At 52.8% G+C, this 24,408-nt stretch carries 21 protein-coding genes and 5 tRNA genes; 7 read left to right on the top strand and 19 right to left on the bottom strand.

Going from position 1 to position 24,408, the window contains the following annotated elements; translation table 11 throughout:
- Window positions 1–23: 23 nt before the first annotated feature.
- The 19 genes from nadA to mngA all read right to left on the bottom strand — a co-directional run bounded on the left by nadA (window position 24) and on the right by mngA (window position 16,731).
- A complete protein-coding gene (nadA, locus tag HVZ37_RS07315) occupies window positions 24–1,067 on the bottom strand; it encodes a quinolinate synthase NadA (protein WP_181628466.1) in 1,044 nt (347 codons plus the stop codon).
- 399 nt (window positions 1,068–1,466) lie between these two features.
- Window positions 1,467–1,542 (bottom strand) — tRNA-Lys (locus tag HVZ37_RS07310).
- 131 nt (window positions 1,543–1,673) lie between these two features.
- Window positions 1,674–1,749: transfer RNA gene (locus tag HVZ37_RS07305), tRNA-Lys, on the bottom strand.
- Between the two features lie 158 nt (window positions 1,750–1,907).
- Window positions 1,908–1,983 (bottom strand) — tRNA-Lys (locus HVZ37_RS07300).
- Between the two features lie 3 nt (window positions 1,984–1,986).
- Window positions 1,987–2,062: transfer RNA gene (locus HVZ37_RS07295), tRNA-Val, on the bottom strand.
- A gap of 136 nt (window positions 2,063–2,198) precedes the next feature.
- Window positions 2,199–2,274: transfer RNA gene (locus tag HVZ37_RS07290), tRNA-Lys, on the bottom strand.
- A 164-nt stretch (window positions 2,275–2,438) separates the two neighbouring features.
- Complete coding sequence (gene cpoB, locus HVZ37_RS07285; protein ID WP_043001338.1) at window positions 2,439–3,233, bottom strand: cell division protein CpoB; 795 nt, start codon at window positions 3,231–3,233, stop codon at window positions 2,439–2,441.
- A 9-nt stretch (window positions 3,234–3,242) separates the two neighbouring features.
- Window positions 3,243–3,761, bottom strand: a complete 519-nt coding sequence (gene pal / locus HVZ37_RS07280; protein ID WP_006685431.1) for a peptidoglycan-associated lipoprotein Pal — start codon at window positions 3,759–3,761, stop codon at window positions 3,243–3,245.
- Window positions 3,762–3,795: 34 nt separating this feature from the next.
- A complete protein-coding gene (tolB, locus tag HVZ37_RS07275) occupies window positions 3,796–5,088 on the bottom strand; it encodes a Tol-Pal system beta propeller repeat protein TolB (RefSeq protein ID WP_043001339.1) in 1,293 nt (430 codons plus the stop codon).
- Window positions 5,089–5,219: 131 nt separating this feature from the next.
- On the bottom strand, window positions 5,220–6,431 hold the full coding sequence (tolA, locus tag HVZ37_RS07270; protein WP_109740021.1) for a cell envelope integrity protein TolA: 1,212 nt from the start codon (window positions 6,429–6,431) through the stop codon (window positions 5,220–5,222).
- Between the two features lie 62 nt (window positions 6,432–6,493).
- The gene (gene tolR / locus HVZ37_RS07265; RefSeq protein ID WP_044266307.1) at window positions 6,494–6,922 is read right to left on the bottom strand and encodes a colicin uptake protein TolR; all 429 of its coding nucleotides are present in this window, start codon (window positions 6,920–6,922) and stop codon (window positions 6,494–6,496) included.
- A 3-nt stretch (window positions 6,923–6,925) separates the two neighbouring features.
- Window positions 6,926–7,618 carry a Tol-Pal system protein TolQ gene (tolQ, locus tag HVZ37_RS07260; protein WP_080343208.1) on the bottom strand — a complete coding sequence of 231 codons (693 nt, stop codon included), beginning with the start codon at window positions 7,616–7,618 and terminating at the stop codon, window positions 6,926–6,928.
- Window positions 7,615–8,019, bottom strand: a complete 405-nt coding sequence (ybgC, locus tag HVZ37_RS07255) for a tol-pal system-associated acyl-CoA thioesterase (RefSeq protein WP_043001341.1) — start codon at window positions 8,017–8,019, stop codon at window positions 7,615–7,617. The genes tolQ and ybgC overlap by 4 nt, the downstream gene beginning before the upstream one ends.
- A 316-nt stretch (window positions 8,020–8,335) precedes the next feature.
- The gene (gene ybgE, locus HVZ37_RS07250; RefSeq protein WP_044266309.1) at window positions 8,336–8,629 is read right to left on the bottom strand and encodes a cyd operon protein YbgE; all 294 of its coding nucleotides are present in this window, start codon (window positions 8,627–8,629) and stop codon (window positions 8,336–8,338) included.
- Complete coding sequence (gene cydX, locus HVZ37_RS07245; RefSeq protein WP_042320599.1) at window positions 8,629–8,742, bottom strand: cytochrome bd-I oxidase subunit CydX; 114 nt, start codon at window positions 8,740–8,742, stop codon at window positions 8,629–8,631. Before cydX ends, ybgE begins: the two co-directional genes overlap by 1 nt.
- A 14-nt stretch (window positions 8,743–8,756) precedes the next feature.
- On the bottom strand, window positions 8,757–9,896 hold the full coding sequence (gene cydB, locus HVZ37_RS07240) for a cytochrome d ubiquinol oxidase subunit II (protein WP_043001342.1): 1,140 nt from the start codon (window positions 9,894–9,896) through the stop codon (window positions 8,757–8,759).
- Window positions 9,897–9,911: 15 nt separating this feature from the next.
- On the bottom strand, window positions 9,912–11,480 hold the full coding sequence (gene cydA / locus HVZ37_RS07235; protein WP_043001343.1) for a cytochrome ubiquinol oxidase subunit I: 1,569 nt from the start codon (window positions 11,478–11,480) through the stop codon (window positions 9,912–9,914).
- A gap of 681 nt (window positions 11,481–12,161) precedes the next feature.
- Window positions 12,162–14,795, bottom strand: a complete 2,634-nt coding sequence (mngB, locus tag HVZ37_RS07230; RefSeq protein WP_181628262.1) for a mannosylglycerate hydrolase — start codon at window positions 14,793–14,795, stop codon at window positions 12,162–12,164.
- 19 nt (window positions 14,796–14,814) lie between these two features.
- Complete coding sequence (gene mngA / locus HVZ37_RS07225) at window positions 14,815–16,731, bottom strand: PTS 2-O-a-mannosyl-D-glycerate transporter subunit IIABC (RefSeq protein WP_043001345.1); 1,917 nt, start codon at window positions 16,729–16,731, stop codon at window positions 14,815–14,817.
- A gap of 176 nt (window positions 16,732–16,907) precedes the next feature.
- Between mngA and HVZ37_RS07220 the strand changes: the two genes are divergently transcribed.
- The 7 genes from HVZ37_RS07220 (at window position 16,908) to HVZ37_RS07190 (ending at window position 24,355) form a co-directional block, all read left to right on the top strand.
- Complete coding sequence (locus HVZ37_RS07220) at window positions 16,908–17,627, top strand: GntR family transcriptional regulator (protein ID WP_043001346.1); 720 nt, start codon at window positions 16,908–16,910, stop codon at window positions 17,625–17,627.
- A 497-nt stretch (window positions 17,628–18,124) separates the two neighbouring features.
- Window positions 18,125–18,574 (top strand): methylaspartate mutase subunit S, encoded by a 450-nt coding sequence (glmS, locus tag HVZ37_RS07215; RefSeq protein WP_043001347.1) that lies wholly within the window; start codon window positions 18,125–18,127, stop codon window positions 18,572–18,574.
- A complete protein-coding gene (gene glmL, locus HVZ37_RS07210) occupies window positions 18,574–19,962 on the top strand; it encodes a methylaspartate mutase accessory protein GlmL (RefSeq protein WP_130098297.1) in 1,389 nt (462 codons plus the stop codon). The genes glmS and glmL overlap by 1 nt, the downstream gene beginning before the upstream one ends.
- 18 nt (window positions 19,963–19,980) lie before the next feature.
- Window positions 19,981–21,426 carry a methylaspartate mutase subunit E gene (locus tag HVZ37_RS07205; RefSeq protein WP_043001349.1) on the top strand — a complete coding sequence of 482 codons (1,446 nt, stop codon included), beginning with the start codon at window positions 19,981–19,983 and terminating at the stop codon, window positions 21,424–21,426.
- Complete coding sequence (locus HVZ37_RS07200) at window positions 21,426–22,667, top strand: methylaspartate ammonia-lyase (RefSeq protein ID WP_043001350.1); 1,242 nt, start codon at window positions 21,426–21,428, stop codon at window positions 22,665–22,667. The genes HVZ37_RS07205 and HVZ37_RS07200 overlap by 1 nt, the downstream gene beginning before the upstream one ends.
- A gap of 3 nt (window positions 22,668–22,670) precedes the next feature.
- On the top strand, window positions 22,671–24,041 hold the full coding sequence (locus HVZ37_RS07195; RefSeq protein WP_044256532.1) for an acyclic terpene utilization AtuA family protein: 1,371 nt from the start codon (window positions 22,671–22,673) through the stop codon (window positions 24,039–24,041).
- On the top strand, window positions 24,038–24,355 hold the full coding sequence (locus tag HVZ37_RS07190; protein WP_042320615.1) for a DUF4387 domain-containing protein: 318 nt from the start codon (window positions 24,038–24,040) through the stop codon (window positions 24,353–24,355). Before HVZ37_RS07195 ends, HVZ37_RS07190 begins: the two co-directional genes overlap by 4 nt.
- Window positions 24,356–24,408: the final 53 nt, after the last annotated feature.

The raw sequence follows: 24,408 nt of genomic DNA, 5'->3' as shown, positions 1-24,408 counted from the left end.
TTTCCCCCGGAGCGTGTGATTATCTACGCACGTAGTGTAGCCGCAAATTCCAGCATACGGTTTAACGGCACTAATGCGCCTTCTCGCAGCGCTTCGTCAACCTGAATCTCATGGGACTGCCCACCCTGCTCCAGCCCCTCAGCGATGGCTTTAAGGCCGTTCATCGCCATCCATGGACAGTGCGCGCAGCTGCGGCAGGTGGCGCCTTCTCCGGCTGTGGGCGCTTCCAGCAACTCTTTGTCCGGTACCGCCTGCTGCATTTTGTAGAAAATACCCCGATCGGTAGCAACAATAAGTTGCTGATGTGGCAGCGTTTTAGCTGCATTAATGAGCTGGCTGGTGGAACCGACAGCATCAGCCATATCCACTATCGCCTGCGGTGATTCCGGGTGAACCAGGATCGCGGCGTCCGGGTATAAACCTTTCATGCGACTCAGCGCCTGCGTTTTGAACTCGTCATGGACAATGCACGCCCCTTGCCAGCAAAGGACATCCGCCCCTGTCTTCTTTTGAACATATTTTCCGAGATGGCGATCCGGTGCCCAGATGATTTTTTCACCCAAACTATCCAGATGCTCAATCAGTTCAACCGCGATACTGGACGTCACCACCCAGTCGGCGCGAGCCTTAACCGCCGCGGAGGTATTGGCATAAACCACGACGGTGCGATCCGGATGGGCATCGCAGAACACGCTGAATGCGTCGATCGGACAGCCAAGATCCAGCGAACATTCTGCCTCGAGGGTCGGCATTAAAATGGTTTTTTCCGGGCTGAGAATTTTAGCCGTCTCCCCCATAAAGCGAACGCCTGCAACGAGCAGCGTCGAGGCGGGATGATTGGCGCCAAAGCGGGCCATCTCCAGTGAGTCAGAAATACAGCCGCCGGTCTCTTCGGCCAGTTGCTGGATTTCGGGGTCGGTGTAATAGTGCGCAACCATCACCGCATCACGCTCTTTCAGCAGACGCTTGATTTTTTCGCGGTAGAACGCTTTTTCATCGGCACTCAGCGGTACCGGCTTCGGGGGAAACGGATAGATTGCGGTTTCAGGATCAAACATCACGCTCATCATGCTTTCTCGTTTTGCTAGCTTAACGAATTAACCGACTTAAGGCGTGATGCATGCCATGATCGGTCATATTTGTTTTATATGCTAAACAAGATAGCGGATTGAGCGGCAAAAGTCACAACAATTGCGCTTGATAATGCCGGATGGCGACTGACGTCTTATCCGGACAGGAAGGGCGTAGCCTTTGACCCGATCAATCATTGTCGGCCTGGTAAACGAAGCGTCATCAGGCGCTACGCAGGTTCGAATCGTTACATTCTGCGCATAGCAAAAAGGCGCCTTTAGGGCGCCTTTTTACACTGGTGGGTCGTGCAGGATGACTTGGCTTCGCCTCGCCCTTCGGGCCGTTGATGAAGCAACGTTATCCTTCACGTTTAACATCTGATGTTGATGTTAAATTGGTGGGTCGTGCAGGATTCGAACCTGCGACCAATTGATTAAAAGTCAACTGCTCTACCAACTGAGCTAACGACCCCTTACGGGACTTTCTTAATTAATCATTCAGGATGGTGGGTCGTGCAGGATGACTCGGCTTCGCCTCGCCCTTCGGGCCGTTGCTAAAGCAACGTTATCCTTCACGTTCTCTACCAGTAACCACCTTAATATTGGTGGGTCGTGCAGGATTCGAACCTGCGACCAATTGATTAAAAGTCAACTGCTCTACCAACTGAGCTAACGACCCATTCGGGTGTTACCTGAAAGATTTTTTACTCGTCACCAATTTAATATTCAATGTTAAATTGGTGGGTCGTGCAGGATGACTCGGCTTCGCCTCGCCCTTCGGGCCGTTGCTGAAGCAACGTTATCCTTCACGTTTAACATCTGAGTTTGATGTTAAATTGGTGGGTCGTGCAGGATTCGAACCTGCGACCAATTGATTAAAAGTCAACTGCTCTACCAACTGAGCTAACGACCCGAGTGGTGGGTGATGACGGGATCGAACCGCCGACCCCCTCCTTGTAAGGGAGGTGCTCTCCCAGCTGAGCTAATCACCCGATACTACGCTGGATATTACTGACTACCTTTGTTCGTGGCGGGTCGTGCAGGATGACTCGGCTTCGCCTCGTCCTATGGGCCGTTGCTTTCGCAACGTTATCCTTCACGTTCTACTATCGCGTCCACCAGAACGATTGGTGGGTCGTGCAGGATTCGAACCTGCGACCAATTGATTAAAAGTCAACTGCTCTACCAACTGAGCTAACGACCCACTTTTGCGCTGCTTTTGGTTTGTTTGATATCCCTTGGCAACGGCGGCATATATTACTGATTTAAGATTTGAGCGCAACAAAAATTTCGATGTAGATCACTCAACTGCTTAGGAATCGCACGACACGACCAGAAATAATTCGATTTCTGGTCGCATGCTGTGCATTACATCGCGCCAAGACGTTTCTGCGCTTGTTTTGCGCCTTCGGTGCCTGGGTATTTGCTGATAACCTGTTGATAAACCGCTTTTGCTTTCGCAGTGTCACCTTTGTCCTGCATGATCACTCCGACTTTATACATCGCGTCAGCAGCCTTTGGTGACTTCGGGTAGTTTTTCACCACCGAAGCAAAATAAAACGCGGCATCATCTTTTTTACCCTTGTTGTAATTCAACTGACCGAGCCAGTAGTTGGCGTTCGGCTGATAAGTCGAATCAGGGTACTTTTTGATGAAGTTCTGGAATGCCACAATTGCATCATCCTGGCGGGATTTATCCTGCACCAGGGCAATTGCCGCATTGTAATCGGTATTCGCATCACCGCTTTGTACTGGCGCACCCGACGTCGCAGCACCTGCGTCAGGCGCAGACGTCGCTGCCCCCGCAGTTGATCCGCTCTGATCGCCGCTTGTCGACTGCGCGGAAGCGCCACCGCTGCTCAGACTGTCCATCTGTAACAGGATCTGCTTCTGACGCTCAACTACCTGATTCAGTTGATACTGACTTTCCTGAATTTGACCACGCAGGGAGTCTATATCGGCCTGATTATCAGAGAGTTGCTGCTGGAGTTGGGTTAAAAGCTGGCTGTGAGCGTTAGAAATACGCTCGAGTTGAGTGACACGGTCTTCGACCGAGCCTGAGCCGACACTACTGATTGGCGCCTGAGCAAAAGCGGCCCAGGGGGCCGCTATGCCAACCAGTAACGACAGACTCAACAGATGATGTCTGAAGTTACTGCTCATGCAATTCTCTTAGTAAACCAGTACGGCACGACGGTTTTTGGAGTAAGCCGCTTCGTCGTGACCCAGTACTGCAGGTTTTTCTTTACCGTAAGAAACGATGGAGATCTGGTCAGCAGAAACGCCTTTACCCTGCAGGTACATCTTAACAGCGTTCGCACGACGTTCACCCAGGGAGATGTTGTACTCAGGAGTACCACGTTCGTCCGCGTGACCTTCTACGGTGACTTTGTAAGACGGGTTGCTACGCAGGAAGTTAGCGTGCGCATCCAGCATTGCAGCGAAGTCAGAACGGATATCGTACTTGTCCAGATCGAAGTAAACGATGTTGTTCTGCTGCAGCTGTTGCATCTGCAGACGAGCCTGCTCTTCAGAGGACATGTTGCCGCTGCCGTTTGCATCCATACCAGTGCCGGCACCCAGCATGCCTTCGCTGCCGTCATTGCTGGCGTTCTTGTTAGAAGAACATGCCGCAATAGCCATAACAGGCAGAGCGATCATCAGCCCTTTCAGCACTTTGTTCAGTTGCATTTCAATGATTCCTTTATTAATCAATTATTTATTATCACAGATACGGCGACCAGGCAGGGAATTTAACCTGTCCATCAGTTGCCGGAAGACGCGCTTTGAAACGCCCATCTGTAGAAACCAAATTCAGCACGGATCCCATCCCCTGAGAAGAGCTGTAGATTACCATAGTGCCGTTAGGTGCCAGACTTGGCGTTTCGTCCAGGAACGTTGACGACAGAACTTGTACGCCACCCGCTACCAGATCTTGTTTGGCAATGTGCTGCTGACCATTGGCCGAGCTTACCATTACCATAAATTTGCCGTCGCTGCTGACATCAGCATCCTGGTTTTGTGAACCTTCCCAGGTAATACGCTGCGGAGCACCGCCGTTAACGTTAACTTTATACACTTGCGGACGACCCGCCTGATCCGATGTAAAGGCCAGGTTCTGGCTGTCCGGGAACCAGGTCGGCTCCGTATTGTTGCTGCGGCCATCGGTCACCTGACGGATCTGGCCAGAACCAATATCCATCACATACAGGTTCAGGCTGCCGGTTTTTGACAGGGCAAACGCCAGTTTGCTGCCATCCGGAGAGAACGCAGGCGCACCGTTGTGACGCGGGAATGACGCAACCTGACGGACCGCGCCGTTAGACAACGTCTGAATAACCAGCGCAGAACGGCCACTTTCGAAGGTGACATATGCCAGTTTAGAACCGTCCGGAGACCAGGCCGGAGACATCAACGGCTGCGGTGAACGGTGAACCACAAACTGGTTGTAGCCATCGTAGTCAGACACGCGCAGTTCATACGGGAACTGACCGCCGTTAGTCTGAACAACATACGCGATACGGGTACGGAATGCGCCTTTAATACCGGTCAGTTTCTCAAACACTTCGTCACTGGCAGTATGGCCGGCATAACGCAGCCACTGCTTGTTCACTTTGTAAGAGTTCTGAGCCAGTACAGTACCCGGCGCACCGCCGGTGTCAACCAGCTGGTAAGCAACATTGTAGGAACCGTCCGGATTCGGAGTCACCTGACCGACCACGACCGCGTCAATCCCCAGCGCAGACCATGCAGCAGGTTGAACGTCCTGCGCAGTCCCCGGCTGTTGTGGCAAACGAGACCGATCTAACGGATTAAATTTACCGCTGTTGCGCAGGTCAGCGCCAACAATGCCACCGATATCTTCAGGTGCAGCACCCGGCCCAGCCCACTGGAATGGCACAACCCCAATCGGGCGCGCCGAGTCCACCCCCTGGGTTATCTCAATACGTACTTCTGCGTGCAGCACCGCTGCCCACAGCATCAGAAAACCAAATGCTACTCGTAATGCCTGCTTCATCATATCTCCCTTATCCAGGCGATCAGCCCACGATAATTTAGCAGAATGTTAACAAACTCAAATACACAAAACTACCAGAACCCAGCGACTACCGCAGATTGTTTTCCCCGTCATAACGGGGAAAGTTTAGCTTACGGTTTAAAGTCCAGAGGTGCGTTTTTAAACACTTCATATACCGCCTGGCTCGGTGGTTTTGGAATCTTCGCTTGTCGGGCTGCAGCAAGCGCTGCCTGACAAAGCGCGGGATCGCCACCTTCAGACTGAATGTCGAGCAGCATACCGTCAGAAGCCAGTTTTATCCGAAGCGTACAGGTTTTACCTGCATAAGACGATGCGTCGTAGAACTTGCTTTCAATGGCAGATTTAATCTGCCCGGCATAGTTGCTGATATCCGCGCCTGATGCGCCATTATTTTTAGTATTACCACTCCCCGCAGGAGAAGCGTTGTTCCCTTTTGCCCCACCGCCGGTTTTCGGCGCATTCTTACCGGAGCTAAGATCGCCAAGCAGATCGTCAACGCCAGATGCTGCAGCCGCTTTTTCAGCAGCGGCCTTTTTGGCCGCAGCGGCTTTCTCGGCTGCTGCTTTCTTATCGGCAGCGGCTTTCTCAGCTGCAGCTTTTTTATCAGCGGCGGCCTTTTCTGCGGCGGCTTTTTTCTCAGCAGCGGCTTTCTCGGCGGCGGCGGCGGCTTTGGCTGCAGCCGCTTTTTCCGCGGCGGCTTGCTTAGCGGCTTCGGCCTCGGCTTTCTTCTTCGCATCGGCAGCCGCTTTAGCCGCTTCTGCTTCTGCTTTCTTCTTCGCGTCAGCAGCGGCTTTTGCCGCCTCTGCTTCGGCTTTCTTCTGTGCATCCGCCGCGGCTTTTTTCGCGGCTTCTGCGGCTTCTTTCACCTGCGCATCAGCTTTCGCTTTGGCATCCGCCGCGGCTTTCTTCGCCGCTTCTTCAGCCTGTTTCTGCTGTTCCTGCGCTTTCTTCGCGTCGGCTTCAGCCTGCTTCTGCTGTTCCTGAGCCGCTAAACGTTCTTTCTCGATCTGCTTAAGCCGTTCCTGTTCGGCAGCCTGCTTCTCACGAAGCTCTTCCGCCTGCTGCTGCTCCAGTTTTTCACGTTGCTCTTTGGCACGCTGCGCACTTGACTGTTGCTGCTGCTGACGTTCGTACTGCTGAACCACGGCGCCAGGATCAACCATCACGGCATCGATGGAAGAACCACCGCCGCCGCCGGCTGAAGCCTCAATATGCTCATCGAACGAACTCCAGATCAGGACTGCAAATAGGATGACATGCAGCACCGCTGAAATAATTATCGCCCGTTTGAGCTTGTCGTTTTGTTCGGTTGCCTTTGACACTCTCGGTTCCCAAAAACTGTTCGCCTGTTACACGTTCTCTTTAAAACCAGAGACGCAAATGATCAGATAGGCTGCGTCATTAAGCCAACCGACTTCACACCTGCACTGTGCAACAAGTTCAGCGCTTTAATTATTTCATCGTAAGGCACATCTTTCGCGCCCCCGATCAAGAAGACCGTTTTCGGATTGGACTCCAGGCGACTTTTCGCCTCGGCGATCACCTGTTCCGGCGGTAGTTGTTCCATACGATCTTTCTCAACCACCACGCTGTACTGCCCTACTCCGGAAACCTCAATAATGACCGGCGGATTATCGTTACTGCTAACGGCCTGCGACTCGGTCGCATCCGGCAGATCGACTTCCACGCTCTGCGTAATGATCGGCGCTGTCGCCATAAAGATCAGCAGCAGCACCAACAGCACGTCGAGCAACGGTACGATGTTGATTTCGGACTTCAGGTCGCGACGACCTCGTCCACGCGATCTGGCCATGGCTTACCCCTTGTTGCTTTCGCTAACGGTAAACGCCTGACGGTGCAGAATCGCGGTGAACTCTTCCATAAAGTTGTCGTAATTCAGTTCCAGCTTGTTAACACGCTGATTCAGACGGTTGTAGGCCATGACCGCCGGGATTGCCGCAAACAGACCAATTGCCGTAGCAATCAATGCTTCCGCGATACCCGGAGCAACCATCTGCAACGTCGCCTGTTTTACCGCCCCGAGCGCAATAAACGCATGCATGATCCCCCACACGGTACCGAACAGACCGATATACGGGCTGATGGAACCCACGGTGCCGAGGAACGGAATATGCGTTTCCAGCGTTTCAAGTTCACGGTTCATCGAGATCCGCATCGCACGAGATGCCCCTTCCACCACTGCTTCCGGCGCATGGCTGTTTGCCCGATGCAATCGTGCAAACTCTTTGAACCCGCTATAAAAGATTTGTTCCGAACCCGCCAGATTATCACGGCGTCCCTGACTCTCCTGATACAGGCGAGACAGTTCAATTCCGGACCAGAATTTGTCTTCGAACGCTTCGGCTTCACGCGCGGCGGCGTTAAGAATACGGGTCCGCTGGATAATGATGGCCCAGGATGCGATTGAAAAACCAATCAAAATCAACATGATAAGTTTAACCAGAAGGCTTGCCTTCAGGAACAAATCAAGGATATTCATGTCAGTCACTGCTTAAACTCCGCGACAATAGACTTGGGAAGCGCACGAGGCTTCATTTTGAGTGGATCAACGCAAACAATCAGAACCTCAGCCTCATTGAGCACGGTGTTCTCTGCGTTGACAATGCGTTGCGTGAAAACCAAAGAGGTGCCACGCATTGACGTAATTTCTGTTTGGATTTCGAGCATATCGTCGAGTCGCGCAGGCGCGTAGTATTCCAGCGTCATTTTACGCACCACGAAGGCAACTCGCTCAGCCAACAGCACCTGCTGACTGAAGTGATGATGACGCAGCATCTCTGTGCGTGCTCGTTCATAAAAAGCAACGTAACTGGCGTGATAAACCACACCACCGGCGTCGGTGTCTTCATAGTAAACACGTACCGGCCATCGAAATATATACTTATTCATTCCTGCTGCCTTTTTGTTGGCTTCGTCCACTCACACCGTCACTTACGCCTGTAAGCTCCTGGTGATTCGCGTACTTACCGCCGCGATGCTTCAAGAATGCTGTTGTATATAGCGTTGTATTCACTTTACATCCCGGTAATGCAATTAGGTTGTTGACTGCCATTGTTTACGGATGGCAGGACACAGCCTCACGTTAGTGCTTTTAAACGTTGCTACTATACGCGCGCGATTGAGGCTTGGGAATGGGGGGAAGTTAAGGGAGAGTAAAAATATATGGGCTTATGCAAGCCCATAGATCATTCAGGATGTTTCTTATTCAAAAGAAGAAGAATATCAGACCGACAATAAGCACGATATCGGCGAGTAGCGGAGAGAAAATCCCCTGCCAGTGCACAGCGCGAGGACGAAAGCCCACGCCATGAATGATGCCCGCACAGACCGCCCACATCAGCAGCAGACCGTGCCAGATTTCCAGCCCGCTGGTTTTAGCCGCGAAGCGGGAGGGATCCCAAAACATACATCCTGCTAACACTAGCGCCATCACCAAAGAAAGCGCCCGTAACGGGCGCTTGTCCATCGCGTTATATTGCATCGCGATCAGGGTGGTCATCAGTGTTCTTCTTGACCGTCTTTGCTTGCCTCGACGTGCTCAAGGGCCAGCGCAGTGATGATCCCAAATGCACAGGCAAGAAGCGTTCCCAGAATCCAGGCGAAATACCACATAGTTTGCTCCTTACTTAGTACAGAGAGTGGGTATTGTTTTCAATATGCTCTTTGGTGATGCGACCGAACATTTTCCAGTAACACCAGCTGGTGTAGATGAGAATGATCGGAACAAACACCACAGCAACCCAGGTCATCAGATTCAGCGTCAACTGACTGGACGTCGCATCCCACATGGTCAGGCTCGCGTTCATCATGGTGCTTGAAGGCATCACGAACGGGAACATGGCGATACCGGCAGTCAGGATGATGCAGGCCAGCGTCAGAGAAGAGAACAGGAATGCCCATGCCCCTTTCTCCATGCGGGACGTCAGAATCGTCAGCAACGGCAGCGCCACACCCAGTGCCGGAACCAGCCACAGGATCGGTGCATTGTTGAAGTTGACCATCCAGGCACCCGCTTCACGTGCCACTTCTTTGGTCAGCGGGTTAGACGCTGCATGATGATCAATCGCAGAGGTCACCACGTAGCCATCAATACCGTACATCACCCAGACACCCGCCAGTGCGAAGCAGACCAGAGTGACCAGCGCCGCAATCTGCGATGTCGCACGTGCACGCAGGTGCAGTTCACCCACGGTACGCATTTGCAGATAGGTGGCGCCCTGAGTAATGATCATCCCTACGCTCACCACGCCCGCCAGCAGACCAAACGGATTCAGCAACTGGAAGAAATTACCGGTGTAGAACAGACGCAGATACTCGTCGATATGGAACGGTACGCCCTGCAACAGGTTGCCGAATGCCACGCCGATCACCAGCGGCGGCACGAAGCTCCCCACGAAGATGCCCCAGTCCCACATGTTGCGCCAGCGGGTGTCTTCAATCTTGGAGCGGTAATCAAAACCGACCGGACGGAAGAACAAGGATGCCAGCACGAGGATCATCGCCACATAGAAACCGGAAAACGCCGCGGCGTAGACCATCGGCCAGGCTGCAAACAACGCGCCACCCGCGGTGATCAGCCACACCTGGTTACCGTCCCAGTGCGGGGCGATGGAGTTAATCATAATTCGACGCTCGGTGTCGTTACGACCGAGGAAACGGGTGAGCATGCCCACCCCCATGTCGAAGCCATCGGTGACCGCAAAACCAATCAGCAGAATGCCAACCAGCAGCCACCAGATAAAACGTAGTACTTCATAATCGATCATTTGACGACTCCTGTCTTAGCGTGCCGGCTGAGAAGCCACGGTGGACTGCTCATAGTGGTAGCGACCCGTTTTCAGGCTGCTTGGGCCAAGGCGTGCGAACTTGAACATCAGGAACAGTTCAGCCACCAGGAACAGGGTATACAGGCCACAAATCAGGATCATGGAGAACAGCAGGTCACCGACGGTCAGCGACGAGTTCGCCACTGCGGTTGGCAACACCTCACCGATCGCCCACGGCTGACGGCCATATTCGGCAACAAACCAGCCGGCTTCTACTGCAATCCACGGCAGTGGAATACCGTACAGCGCGGCGCGCAGCAGCCATTTCTTCTCACCGATGCGGTTACGAATCACGCTCCAGAAGGAGAGCGCAATGATCGCCAGCAGCAGGAAGCCACAGGCCACCATGATACGGAAGGCAAAATACAGCGGCGCAACGCGAGGAATAGAATCTTTCGTCGCCTGCTGAATCTGCGCTTCAGTCGCATCAGAGACGTTCGGGGTATAGCGTTTCAGCAGCAGGCCGTAACCCAGGTCTTTTTTCATCACGTTGAACTGATCGCGAACCGCCTGGTCGGTCGAACCGGCACGCAGTTGCTCCAGCAGTTCATACGCTTTCATCCCGTTACGGATACGCTCTTCATGCTGCACCATCAGGTCTTTCAGACCGATAACTGGCGTGTCGACAGAACGTGTCGCAATGATGCCCAGCGCATACGGGATCTGAATCGCCAGTTTGTTTTCCTGCGAATCCTGATCCGGAATACCAAACAGGGTAAAGGCAGCTGGAGCGGGCTGAGTCTCCCACTCTGCTTCAATGGCCGCGAGTTTGGTTTTCTGCACGTCACCCATTTCGTAACCGGATTCATCACCCAGAACGATAACAGACAACACAGCAGCCATACCGAAACTGGCAGCGATAGCAAAAGAGCGTTTTGCGAAAGCGATGTCGCGACCTTTCAGCAGGTAATAAGCACTGATACCGAGGATGAACATCGCACCGGTCACGTAGCCAGACGCCACGGTGTGCACAAATTTCACCTGGGCTACCGGGTTAAGGACCAGTTCAGAGAAGCTCACCATCTCCATACGCATGGTTTCGAAGTTGAAATCCGATGCGATAGGGTTCTGCATCCAGCCGTTTGCGACCAGGATCCACAGAGCGGACAGGTTAGAACCTAATGCGACCAGCCAGGTTACCGCCATGTGCTGAACTTTACCCAGACGATCCCAGCCGAAGAAGAACAGACCTACAAAGGTGGATTCGAGGAAGAAGGCCATCAGACCTTCGATCGCCAGCGGCGCACCGAAGATATCCCCAACGTAGTGGGAATAGTAAGACCAGTTTGTCCCGAACTGGAACTCCATGGTCAACCCGGTTGCGACACCCAAGGCGAAGTTGATACCAAACAACTTGCCCCAGAACTTAGTCATATCTTTATAAATCTGTTTGCCGGAAAGGACGTAAACCGTTTCCATAATGGCCAGCAGGAACGCCATACCGAGCGTCAGTGGCACAAAGAGGAAGTGGTACATCGCGGTCAAGGCAAACTGTAAGCGCGACAGTTCGACTATATCTAACATCATGACTCCTTGCTCATCGCATGAAGACTCCGAGAGTGAACCCCGTTAGAAAGGGTCACACGCATGCCCCAATACAAATTTATTTGTGCACTCTCGCCGTTGCCGTTTTCCTGGAGAAGGAAACAGAAAGGGAGAAAGGTTACAAACATGTTAATAAAAAACTCAAATTGATCCCGCAATTATATTACGCCGCAAAATCCTTACAATAAACAGGTTTTTATTGAGGAATATTTGCATTTTTCGACAGTGATCAATTTATAGCGAATTCATCACTTTTCCACCAATTTGATCGGCGACAATTTAACTCGTTTCACGTCGGTTTTCCAATGTTTAAACCTTGATTTAAATCAAAAACAGGACTTTTTGTTAACTATGTTTAAATGGAGTGATTATGGTGAAAAACATGTTGCAAACATGTGCATCTACGGGAGGGATGGTTACTAAGTGAAAATGTATATATAAAAAAACAGTGTTTTAATTAACGCCAACACAGGAATTTATCTTCCCTTTCCCGATGAGTTCAGCGTAGACAATTTATTGTTATTTGCCAGGATATAAATTTCACGCGTCAACATTCACAATTATTTCACTTTTATAGTGGTATAAATTAACACCGCACAGTTATTATTCTGTTAAGAAAAAAGCCACGCGATGCGTGGCTTGTGTCTGTTTGCTGGCTATTCACACAATTTTGTAGCTGAACGTTCGTGTTTGTCCCGGCAAAACCGGGCCGAAGTCGCTACGCTTTTCATCAACGCTCTTAAGCGGCTGCTCATCCAGGCGCGTTTCTGTACACGATTGAACCGCGCTGCCGAAGGCAACCGTTGCGTCGCATGGCTCCGAATCGGAGGGATTAAACAGGCGCAGGATCAGTTCATCCCCCCCTTCAGCTTTCTTCAGGGTGCTCAACTGACACCCAACCGGTGGCATAGTGAACAAACTGTAGCGGTCAGGCGTCATGAAACCGGCCATGTTCAGTTTCATCGCATCCCACGGAATCTTGTTATAACACTGTACGGGTGTGAGCCAGGCCCTGGCCTGCTGAGCAATACCGGCGTTCACAGGCGTACCGGTATAACTGAAAAGGCTCAACCGACAGTGCAACCGTCCGCGCAGTTGTGCATCCGGTACCGCCATTTTAATGCCTGAAGGACGACCTGGACGCAAAAGCAGATCCTCTTTCCCCAGTAGTCCTACACCGCGTAGTAGCGTGATGGCGAAAGTTTTTTCCCGGTCACCCAGCACTTCAAATTCCCGCAATCCTTCAGTGAAAACTGCCAGACCATTTTTGCCCTCCTGAAGCGTCGCATAGTTAAGCATATTCCAGACGGGAATCGGTGCCTCTTTCCAGCCCTCTTCCCGCCAGTTTGCCAGTGCGGGATCCCGCACGGGGCGACTCACCGTACCAAACTGCGTATCTGCCAGCACAGTGTCGGTCACAAACGGAGTGGGGATCAGTACCCGCAGACGATGATCGTCTGCCTGATTGTCCAGAAGGACTTCAATATCAATTCGCCTGCTGTTGTGACTCAGGATGACCGTTATTTCAACCCCAACCCTACCGCTACGCTGGCGAGCGCGACGTTCCGTAAGATTGAGCGGCACGTCCATTTGATAACGAATCCGCGCCCGGCTTTGCCAGGCTTCATGGGTCATAACACACTCTGCTTTTACCGATGCGGAAGTCAACCGCCACTCTTCTCTGGCGGGCGAGTAATCATACTCATCCCCATCATCAGATCCCTCTTCCAGCACCAGAACGCGGTCATAGCAGATGCCGCTATCTTTGTCATACAGACGCAGCGTTCCGTCGTCATTAACGGCTATCTGCCAGAACGCATTTTCCAGCACTTCTGCCCCTGGCGTTTCTGGTGCAACGTGATTTCCCGCCTCCCCTTGCGTTACGTACAGTGTGCGATAACCCATCGACGGTACAATCTGCTGGATCTGGATATCAAACTCCATAAACGGCTCGTAGTTACCGTAATGCACGATCTGCCTGTCTATCAGACCAGGATCGATTTCGCGAACCCCGCGAACAAAAAAGGGAACGGGATTTCCCCGATCGTCACGCAGGCAAAACTGATGACCTCTCAGGCGGATCGTTGTGTTAATCACCTCTTCACGCGGCCACGGCATCAGGTTAAACAGCACCAGTTTATCGCTGTCGCTGAGCGGCATGTTGTCCGTGATTTTGCGCAGATAAAAGCGGATCAGGTTATCCGCCATATCCTCCGCCAGTTCGAAGCGCGCGATGATTTCCCGGTGAACCTTATCGCTGCAGCAACATCCAATGCTGTCGTGAGCATGATTTTTTAAAATCTCTTTCCACATTTTTTCCAGCAAACCGTGGTGATACTCAAAGCCAAGCGTCCAGGCCAGCGTCGCCAGAGGTTCAAGGATATTGACTACCTTATTTTCAATACGCGCATGAATGAGTTTGATGTCCATCCGCGTCGAGCCAATCGTGCGGTGTACTCGCATATACTTACCGTCAATAAACTCGCCTTTCAGCGTAGCCAGTTGTTCACGTCGATTCTCGATATGTTCAAACACCGCTTCAAAACGGCTCATCACAAACTTTCGCTGCGGGTAGATCTCGCGCAGTTTGTCCATCACCGCAAAAATGTTCTGTTGCAGCGGCATCTGATCGTGACCATTCGGCAGCAAAATCTCTTTTGTCACAGACGCTTTTTCCAGCACCTCAAAATAGCTGTCAAGCCGTTTGCGCAGCCCGTTCTCATCCTCGGGTAAGTACTTCCCAATCGCATAACCCAGTGGCAGTACCTGTGCGACGACCTCACTGCCATCGCTGCTTTGCCATAAAAACTCGGTCTTATCGGTACCGTGTCGCTCTGAACAACCGCGCCAGAACATCGTGCGGGTGATGCCAAATCCGTTGTAGATATGCGGAAGCTGTCCCGACATGCCAAAGGAATCGGGTAGATAGCCAATTTTCATCGGCTCGCCAAAAGCCAGGCAATCACGCATGCCATACAGCAGGTTACGCACAATAGACTCACCGGAGACAATGGTGGTATCCGTCTGGGTGTACCATGGGCCGATAATTAACTTTCCGGTTTGCACCAGACGTTGTACCCGATGGGTATTTTCCGGCTTTATCGCAAAGTAATCCTCCAGCACTGCCGTCTGTCCATCAAGAACGTAATATTTATAGTCGGTATCCTGTTCCAGTCGGGTGAGGATCTCTTCCATATTGTTGACCAGCAAAATGCGTGACGCTTCGGTGGTAAAATACCACTCCCGATCCCAGTGCATATGCGGGGTAATGTGAACGCGAGATACAGCTTTCATCTTCGTTTCCTGTTCAGAATTAAGACATTACGCCATCAGTCGTATATTTACCCTGCTTCACCGCATAGCGTCGCCAGAGCAGCAAAACCAGCGTTGAGATAACGGTTCCCACCAGCGCCGCACCGAACCAGCCTGCCGCCGCCAGTACGCCGCCGTACCCGGCATCGTGCAGCAAAAAGAGTGAAAAAATACCCGCGCCAGGCGTTGAGAGACCAATATTCATCGCCCCAACCATTGCCCCTGTCGCCATTGACCCGAGGACAAAGGAGCCAATCACCCGCACAGGATCTTCAATCGCCATCGGGATTGCCCCTTCTGTAATACCCGCCAGCCCTAGCAGCCAAGTGGATTTCCCTGTTTCAATTTCAAACTCTTTAAACAGACGGGGAGAAATTAATGTTGACGCGGTCACCGTAAATGCGGAGACCATTTTGACCGAGGCAAAGATGGCATAAGGACCGTAGACGCCGTTCGCCATCGCCCCCAGACAAAAGGCATAGGCGGCCTTATTGACCGGGCCCCCCAAATCAAATGAACACATAAAGCCGAGAATCGCGCCAAGCAGCAGCGCATTCGCCCCAGATAAACCGTTAAGCCAGGCGGTCAGGCTGTTGTTAATCCATGCCACCGGTTCGCCGACAACAAACAACATCAGGCTGCCTGCCCCCAGCGTACCAACCACCGGATAGAGGTAAAACGACAAAAAACCGTTGAATTTACTGCTCAATCGCAGGTGTTTTTTCACCCAGCGCATTAGGTATCCAGCAATTAATCCCCCTGCGATTGCGCCAAGAAAACCGGAACCGATCATGTTCGCGGCAAGCCCGGCAGCAAAACCGGGTGCCAGTGCGGGTTTATCCGCCAGAGAATACGCGGTGTAAGCCGCCAGTACAGGCACCATCAACACACCAAGCATTCCACCGCCAAGTTTGCGATACATCCACAGCCAGGAGTTCTCCTGCTCGAACAGCGGTTGCAGACCGAATATCTGCGCCAGTAATACCGCGACAGCAAGTACCGTCCCACCCGCAACAATCAGCGGCACGGCAAAGGAGATCCCACTCAGTAAGGCCTGTTTTATCTCCGTCTTAAGCCCTTTAGGCTGATGGCTCTCTTCCTGCCGCACGCGCTTGACATTTTGTGGTTCAAGCGCCAACGCTTGCCGGATCAGTTGCTCAGCATGGCGAATCGGTTCGGCGACGGGTACCGTCAGCACCGGGATCCCTGCAAACCGTTCGCTCTCTTTGATTGTCACCTCAGCGGCCAAAATACAGGCACTGGCCGAATTCAGTTGATCTGCCGTTAAGCGCCCTTCAATACCGTTAGCGCCCTGCTTTTCAACAAACACATTGACGCCCAACTTCCGTCCGGCTTTCTCCAGATATTCCGCCGCCATATAGGTATGCGCGATCCCCGCCGGACAGGCGGTCACACACACAATTGTGGGGGCGTTGAATGGCGTTGCGACCATTGGTCCATGCCCGTTGTCATCCAGCGCCGCCAACAGCTCGTCTGCACTCGTTGCCGCCATAACACGGGCTCGCGTTTCTTCATCAGCCAGCCTCGTGGTGAGCGCGGTCAACAATTGCATATGGGTACTGCCCGCCTCTTCCTGTGGGATGGCGAGCAGGAAAATCAGGTCAACAGCTTCCGGACCGTCGACCCCTTGCCAGCTCAGGGGCTTGCTGAGCGTCGCCACCGCAAAAGCGGCTTCTTTCACAGCCGACGTTTTCCCGTGTGGTACCGCCAGCCCTTCTCCTAACGCAGTCGGCCCGAGGGTTTCACGTGCAAACACGGCTTCCAGAAAGGCATCAGAATCAGCAATTTTGCCCAACGCCGTTAGCCGCTGCGCTAACGTACGAATCGCCTCTTCACGGCTGGTAAACCGGGCGTTCAGGCACAGCGCGTCCCGCTGGGTTAACGTCGTCAGGTTCATCATGATCCTCACAAAATGGTTGTTTTATGTGCGAAGGAGTGTGCCAGACAAAACAATACATTTATGTGATCATTTTCACTTAAAGACGATAATTTGTATTTAATTTGTATTATTTACACATTCAATTCATTAGGCATAATGTGAAAAGTCGTCTTAACAACCTGACAGAAAAAACCATGAGCCGAAAACCACTTTATCGACAGATAGCCGACGGGATCCGTGAACAAATCCAGCGAGGTGAGTTGAAGCCCGGTGATGCTCTGCCGACAGAATCCGCGCTACAGGCGGCATTTGGGGTCAGTCGGGTCACCGTGCGTCAGGCGCTAAGGCAGTTAACCGAGCAGCAGATCATCGAAAGCATTCAGGGCAGCGGCACATACGTTAAAGAGGATCGGGTTAATTACGACATCTATCAATTAACCAGTTTTGATGAAAAGCTGACCGACCGTAGCAGCGATACGCACAGCGACGTGCTGGTTTTCGAAGTGATTCAGGCCGATGATTTTTTGAAAAATCAATTACAACTGGCTGATGACAAACGGGTCTGGCACGTCAAGCGGGTGCGTTACATCAAGCAAAAACCAGTCGCGCTGGAGGAGACGTGGATGCCGTTGGCATTATTCCCTGATTTAACCTGGCAGGTGATGGAAAACTCAAAGTACCACTTCATTGAAGAGGTGAAGAAACAGGTCATTGAACGCAGTGAGCAGGAGTTGATTCCACTGATGCCCACCGAAGAGATGAGCCGCCTGCTTGCTATCCCGCTCACAAAGCCAATCCTGGAAAAAGTATCGCGTGGTTTTTTAAAGGGAGGACAGGTATTCGAATACAGTCGCAATGCGTTTAATACTGACGATTATAAATTTACGTTGATCGCCCACAGGAAACAGCGTTAATCGGAGTGCGCTTTAAAACTATTTCGACGAAGTGTTAACTGCTTCACAAATATAAAGTCAATGTAATATGCTGAATTTTTCATGTCCCAACGCGGGAATTGCAAACAACTCACCATCATATTTATCATTTTATTAACAATAATAAAATGGCGTATAGAAACATTATGCTTTATTCCGTTACGCGCCTCACACTTCTTCCTCTAAAATTATTTAAACACCTATTCCGCGCAAAGACAAATAAACAGGATTTAGATCACAAACATAGAAAGCCGTTTAATAGGAATCTATTTATTAAATATATACACCATCCAGAATAAAACATATAATTCATTGATAATAAACAGTTTTTAAATTTTCATTCATAGAACAGTCGTTTTTCGAAAGATATTTTGAAAATAGATCAATTGCATCCATCGCGCCTCCCCACGACACTCCGTCCCTATTAAAACATTGCAAAACTTTTTATTTCTTACCCTGAGTCCTGGAGAGGATTACCCATGAAAAAATCAACACTCGTTATTGGCGTCATTGGTGCTGACTGCCATGCCGTAGGCAATAAAGTTCTGGACCGCGTTTTTACTGCCCATGATTTTCGCGTAATCAATCTGGGCGTAATGGTAAGCCAGGATGAATATATCGATGCCGCGATCGAAACCGGTGCCGATGCGATTGTCGTCTCTTCCATTTATGGCCACGGCGACATCGACTGCCTGGGTCTGCGCGAGCGCTGCATCGAACGCGGTATCGGCGATATCCTGCTTTATGTCGGCGGCAACCTGGTGGTCGGGAAGCATGACTTCGCAGACGTCGAAGCTAAATTCAAAGAGATGGGCTTCCAGCGCGTCTTTGCTCCAAGCCACGATCTCGAAGATGTGTGTCAGTTGATGGCAGCGGATATCAACAAGCGCCACGGCATTGAAAAGCGTTGTCTGGAAGAGGCCATCTGATGCAAACCGTCTCTGTCGATATCGGCTCGACGTGGACCAAAGCTGCCCTCTTCGCAAAGGAGGGGGATGCGTTAACACTGGTTAACCACGTTCTGACTCCGACGACGACCCATCATCTGGCGGAAGGTTTTTTCGCCAGCCTGAACCAGGTGCTGAACGTTGCCGATGCGCGCCCACTGCTCAACCGGGGTGAAGTGACCCTGAAATACTCCTCGTCGGCGAAAGGCGGTCTTGCCGTCGCCGCAATGGGACTGGTGCCGTCGATCACTCTGGAATCGGCAAAAGTCACGGCGCATTCCGCCGGGGCAAAAATCGCCCAGTACTATTCGTACAAACTGAATCGCCATGATATTCAGGCGCTGGAAGCTTCACCACCGGACATTCTGCTGTTTACCGGCGGCACCGACGGTGGTGAAGAGAGCTACGGCCTGGCCAATGCGCGCGCCCTGGCAGAGTCCAGCCTCGACTGCGCCATTATCTACGCCGGAAACCGCGACATTCAGGATGATGTCCAGGCGATTCTGGGACACAAAGATCTGACCACGGTAGACAACATTCTGCCCGATCTCGATCACCCGAATCCCTTCGCCGCCCGCAAGGCGATTTGTGATGTCTTCCTGTCCCGTATTGTGAAAGGCAAAGGCCTGGATGTGATTGTCGGTGAAACCGGCGAAGAGCCCATGCCAACACCCTGGACGGTGTACGAACTGGTCAAAGCCATCAGCGAAGCCGATAGCGCGTGGAGAGAATTCATGCTCATCGACATGGGCGGCGCGACCACCGACGTCTATTCCGCCAGTGCCAACACCCTCTCGCCCGATACCGTGCTGCACGGTGTCCCGGAGCCCTTTGTTAAGCGCACCGTGGAAGGCGATCTCGGCATGCGCGTCTCCGCCGTGGTGGTAGGCGAAAGCACCCAGGAACTGGTGAAGGTGGTATTCGCTCAGCAACCGGCACGCCAGGAGGCCTTCTATGGCTACCTGCGTCATCTGGTGGCGCATCCCGATTATCTGCCGCAGAGCGAGGAAGAGAAATACTTTGATTCTCTGTTAGCCGGACTGTGCGTCGGCTATGCCGCCGAGCGTCACGCTGGCACCAAAAAGCAGGTCTGTACCTGCGTTGGCAATGTCGATTTACAGATGGGGCGCGACCTGACCACCGTGCGCAAAGTGGTTGGCTCGGGCGGCTGGCTCTCCCGCGCCAGTCAGTTTGATATCCATCACTGGCTCAAATATCGCGAACTGGACGACGACGGTAGACGCATTCTTTTACCCACTCAGTTTGAGTACTACCGCGACGCAAAAGGTCTGCTCCCCCTGCTGGCAAACGTTGCCAGACTGGATCCCCAGGCCGCTGCGCGCACCAGCATTCACTGTTTAACCCTATAAAACCTAAGGCAGCGACGAATGGAACTTCGAAATAAAAAATTAACCCATGACGAATTTATGACCGAACGGCATCAGGTGTTGCAGACGTGGCATACCGGCAAAGACGTCGAACATTTTGAAGATGGCGTGAAGTATCAGCAGACCATTCCTGAGAAAAAACGTTTCTCTCATGCCTTGCTGAAGGCGGATCAGGAAGGGAAAACCCTGAGCCAACCGCGTGCCGGTGTGGCGTTGATGGATGAGCATATCGAACTGCTGAAAACCCTGCAGGTTGAGTGTGACCTGCTGCCGAGCACCATCGATGCCTACACCCGTCTGAATCGTTATGAAGAAGCCGCCATTGGGATCCAGAAATCTATCGAAGCCGGGACCTCAAAACTCAACGGACTGCCGGTGGTTAACCACGGTGTGGCGGCCTGTCGTCGGATGACCGAAGCGCTGGAGAAACCGATTCAGGTCCGTCACGGTACGCCAGATGCGCGTCTGTTGGCGGAGATCGCCATGGCCAGCGGCTTCACCAGCTATGAAGGCGGCGGGATCTCCTACAACATTCCTTACGCCAAGCGCGTGACGCTGGAAAAATCGATTCGCGACTGGCAGTACTGCGACCGTCTGATGGGGCTGTATGAAGAACATGGCATTCGCATTAACCGCGAACCATTCGGCCCGTTGACCGGCACGCTGATCCCGCCGTTCATGTCTCACGCAGTGGCGATTATCGAAGGTCTGCTGGCGCTGGAACAGGGCGTGAAGTCGATTACCGTCGGCTACGGCCAGGTCGGTAGCCTCACGCAGGATATCGCAGCGATTCAGTCCCTGCGTGAACTGTCTCATGAATATTTCCAGAACTACGGTTTTGATGATTACGAGCTGAGCACCGTCTTCCACCAGTGGATGGGCGGTTTCCCGGAAGACGAATCCAAAGCATTCGCCATTATCTCCTGGGGCGCAGCGGTCGCCGGTATGTCCGGCGCAACCAAAGTGATCACCAAGAGCCCGCATGAAGCCTTCGGTATTCCGACAGCGGCGGCAAATGCCCAGGGGCTGCGTGCGTCACGTCAGATGCTCAACATGGTCAGTGACCAGAAATTCCCGCCGTGTGCCGCCGTCGAGCAGGAAGTGGAACTGATTAAGAGCGAAGTTCGTGCGGTTCTGAAGAAAGTGTTTGAGCTGGGCAACGGCGACGTTGCGCGCGGCACCGTGCTGGCCTTCGAAGCAGGCGTGCTGGACGTACCTTTCGCTCCTGCCTCCTGTAACGCCGGTAAAATCCTGCCAGTTCGCGATAACGCCGGGGCGATCCGTATTCTGGAAGCCGGCTCCGTTCCGCTGCCGCAGGACATTCTCGCTCTACACCACGATTACGTCGCCGAACGTGCCCATTTCGAAGGACGTAAACCCTCATTCCAGATGGTTGTTGATGACATCAACGCTGTATCCCACAGTCAATTAATAGGAAGACCATAATGAAAATTAAACAGGCGCTTTTCACCGCTGGCTACTCCTCATTCTATTTTGATGACCAGCAGGCGATCAAAAATGGCGCAGGTCATGACGGGTTCATTTATACCGGTGCGCCGGTTACCCCGGGCTTTACCTCTGTCCGCCAGGCTGGCGAGTGCGTTTCCGTACAACTGATTCTGGAAAACGGCGCCGTCGCGGTGGGTGATTGCGCCGCAGTGCAGTACTCCGGTGCCGGCGGCCGCGATCCGCTGTTCCTGGCTGAACATTTTATTCCGTTCCTCAACGATCATATTAAGCCGCTGCTGGAAGGCCGCGATGTGGATGCGTTCCTGCCGAACGCCCGTTTCTTCGACAAACTGCGCATCGACGGTAATTTGCTGCATACCGCCGTTCGTTACGGTCTGTCGCAGGCGCTGCTTGACGCCACCGCGCTGGCCTCAGGTCGTCTGAAAACCGAAGTGGTGTGTGACGAATGGCAACTGCCGTGCGTACCAGAAGCCATTCCTTTATTTGGTCAGAGCGGCGACGACCGCTACATCGCCGTCGACAAGATGATCCTCAAAGGCGTTGACGTCCTGCCGCACGCGCTGATCAACAACGTTGAAGAGAAGCTCGGTTTTAAAGGCGAAAAACTGCGTGAGTACGTGCGCTGGTTGTCCGACCGTATTCTCAGCCTGCGCACCAGCCCACGCTATCACCCGACGCTGCATATCGACGTGTATGGCACCATCGGTCTGATCTTCGACATGGACCCGGTGCGCTGCGCCGAGTATATCGCCAGCCTCGAAAAAGAAGCGCAGGGTCTGCCGCTGTACATTGAAGGCCCGGTCGATGCAGGCAACAAACCGGATCAGATCCGCATGCTGACCGCGATCACCAAAGAGCTGACCCGTCTGGGTTCCGGCGTGAAAATTGTCGCCGACGAATGGTGCAACACCTATCAGGACATCGTGGACTTCACCGATGCCGGTAGTTGCCACATGGTGCAGATCAAAACCCCGGATCTCGGCGGTATTCACAACATCGTTGACGCGGTGCTGTACTGCAACAAGCACGGGATGGAAGCCTACCAGGGCGGCACCTGCAACGAAACCGAAATCAGCGCCCGCACCTGCGTCCACGTGGCTCTCGCCGCCCGTCCAATGCGTATGCTGATCAAGCCGGGTATGGGCTTCGATGAAGGTCTCAATATCGTATTTAACGAAATGAACCGCACCATCGCGCTGTTGCAGACTAAGGATTAAGAGATGGCACGCACATTTAAGATCTTATCGCCGACGGCTATCCTGGGCTATGGCTTCCCGGAAGAGAGCTTTCGTAAAGCCATGGAAGAGTCACCGGATCTGATCGCGGTTGACGCAGGCTCCTCCGATCCCGGCCCCCACTACCTGGGGGCGGGTAAACCGTTTACCGATCGGGCCGGAGTGAAACGCGATCTGCGCTATATGATCACGGCGGGCGTTAAGAACAACATTCCGGTGGTGATCGGCACCGCCGGGGGATCCGGTGCTGCACCGCACCTTGAGTGGTGTCGGCAGATTATCCTGGAGATCGCACAGGAAGAAAAACTGTCCTTCTCCATGGCGCTGATCCCATCGGATGTCAATAAAGAGGTGGTTCACCAGGCGCTGGATAACGGCAAAATCACCGCGCTGGACTTTGTTCCGGCACTGACCCACGAGGCGATCGAAGAGAGCACCTACATCGTGGCGCAGATGGGGATCGAACCGTTCCAGCGGGCGCTGGAAGCCGGTGCGCAGGTGGTGCTGGGCGGGCGGGCTTATGATCCGGCCTGCTTCGCGGCGCTGCCGATTATGCAGGGCTTTGATGAAGGTCTGGCGCTGCACTGTGGCAAGATCCTGGAATGTGCGGCCATTGCCGCCACCCCAGGTTCCGGTTCTGACTGCGCAATGGGGATTATCGACGACAACGGCTTTACGCTGAAGACGTTCAACCCGAAACGCAAGTTCACCGAAACGTCGGCGGCGGCACATACCCTGTATGAGAAATCCGATCCGTACTTCCTGCCTGGCCCGGGCGGCGTGCTGAACCTGAAAGGGTGCAGTTTCAAAGCGGTAAACGATGGCGAAGTGTACGTCAGCGGTTCACGTCATGAAGCAACGCCGTATGCGCTGAAACTGGAAGGCGCGCGTCAGGTGGGCTTCCGTTGCCTGACCATCGCCGGTACCCGCGATCCGATCATGATTGCCAGCATCGACACCATTCTCGAAGAAGTTCAGGCCAGCGTCGCCCGCAACCTCTCGCTGAATGATGACAGCATCCGCATGACGTTCCACCTGTACGGCAAGAACGGCGTGATGGGTAACCATGAACCGGTGCAAACCGCCGGGCATGAGCTGGGCATTTTGCTGGACGTGGTCGCGCCGACGCAGGATATCGCCAACAGCGTCTGTTCGCTGGTGCGATCTACTCTGTTGCACTACGGCTACGAAAACCGGATCGCCACGGCAGGCAACCTCGCCTTCCCGTTCTCGCCATCCGACATTCAAAGCGGGCCGGTGTATGAGTTCTCAATCTATCACCTGATCGAAGCCAGCGACGCCCTGCGTTTTGACTTCCATATCGAACAGGTGACGCCAGAAGGAGTTCAGGCATGAAACACGCTATTTGCACCCTGGCGCAGGTGATTCGTTCTAAAAACGCCGGACCGTATGAACTGGTGTTAGATATTTTATTTAAAACGCGCGAAGACTATCAGCGGGTAAAACGTTCTGAGCAATTAACCCCGCAGTTAATTGCCCGCTTATATAACGTTGAACCTGATTTTATTCATCGCATCGTCTGGTTTGACCCGGCGAATGCCGTAAAAATCGTGATGCCTCGCGATATTATTTCCGGCAACGTTGGTGACAATGATGTTTATGGCGCGCAGCAGCATGCGCCGTTATTAAGTATTGAGTTCGATCTGTAACCAATAAAATACAACAACGTCCATTGGCGTACAGGATTTCGCTGTATCACTGT

This window comes from Citrobacter sp. RHB35-C17 (assembly GCF_013816795.1).
GTDB classification, from domain to species: Bacteria; Pseudomonadota; Gammaproteobacteria; order Enterobacterales; family Enterobacteriaceae; genus Citrobacter_A; species Citrobacter_A amalonaticus.
The sequence above is the reverse complement of the archived record's forward strand: the minus strand, read 5'-3'. Positions and strand labels throughout refer to the sequence as shown.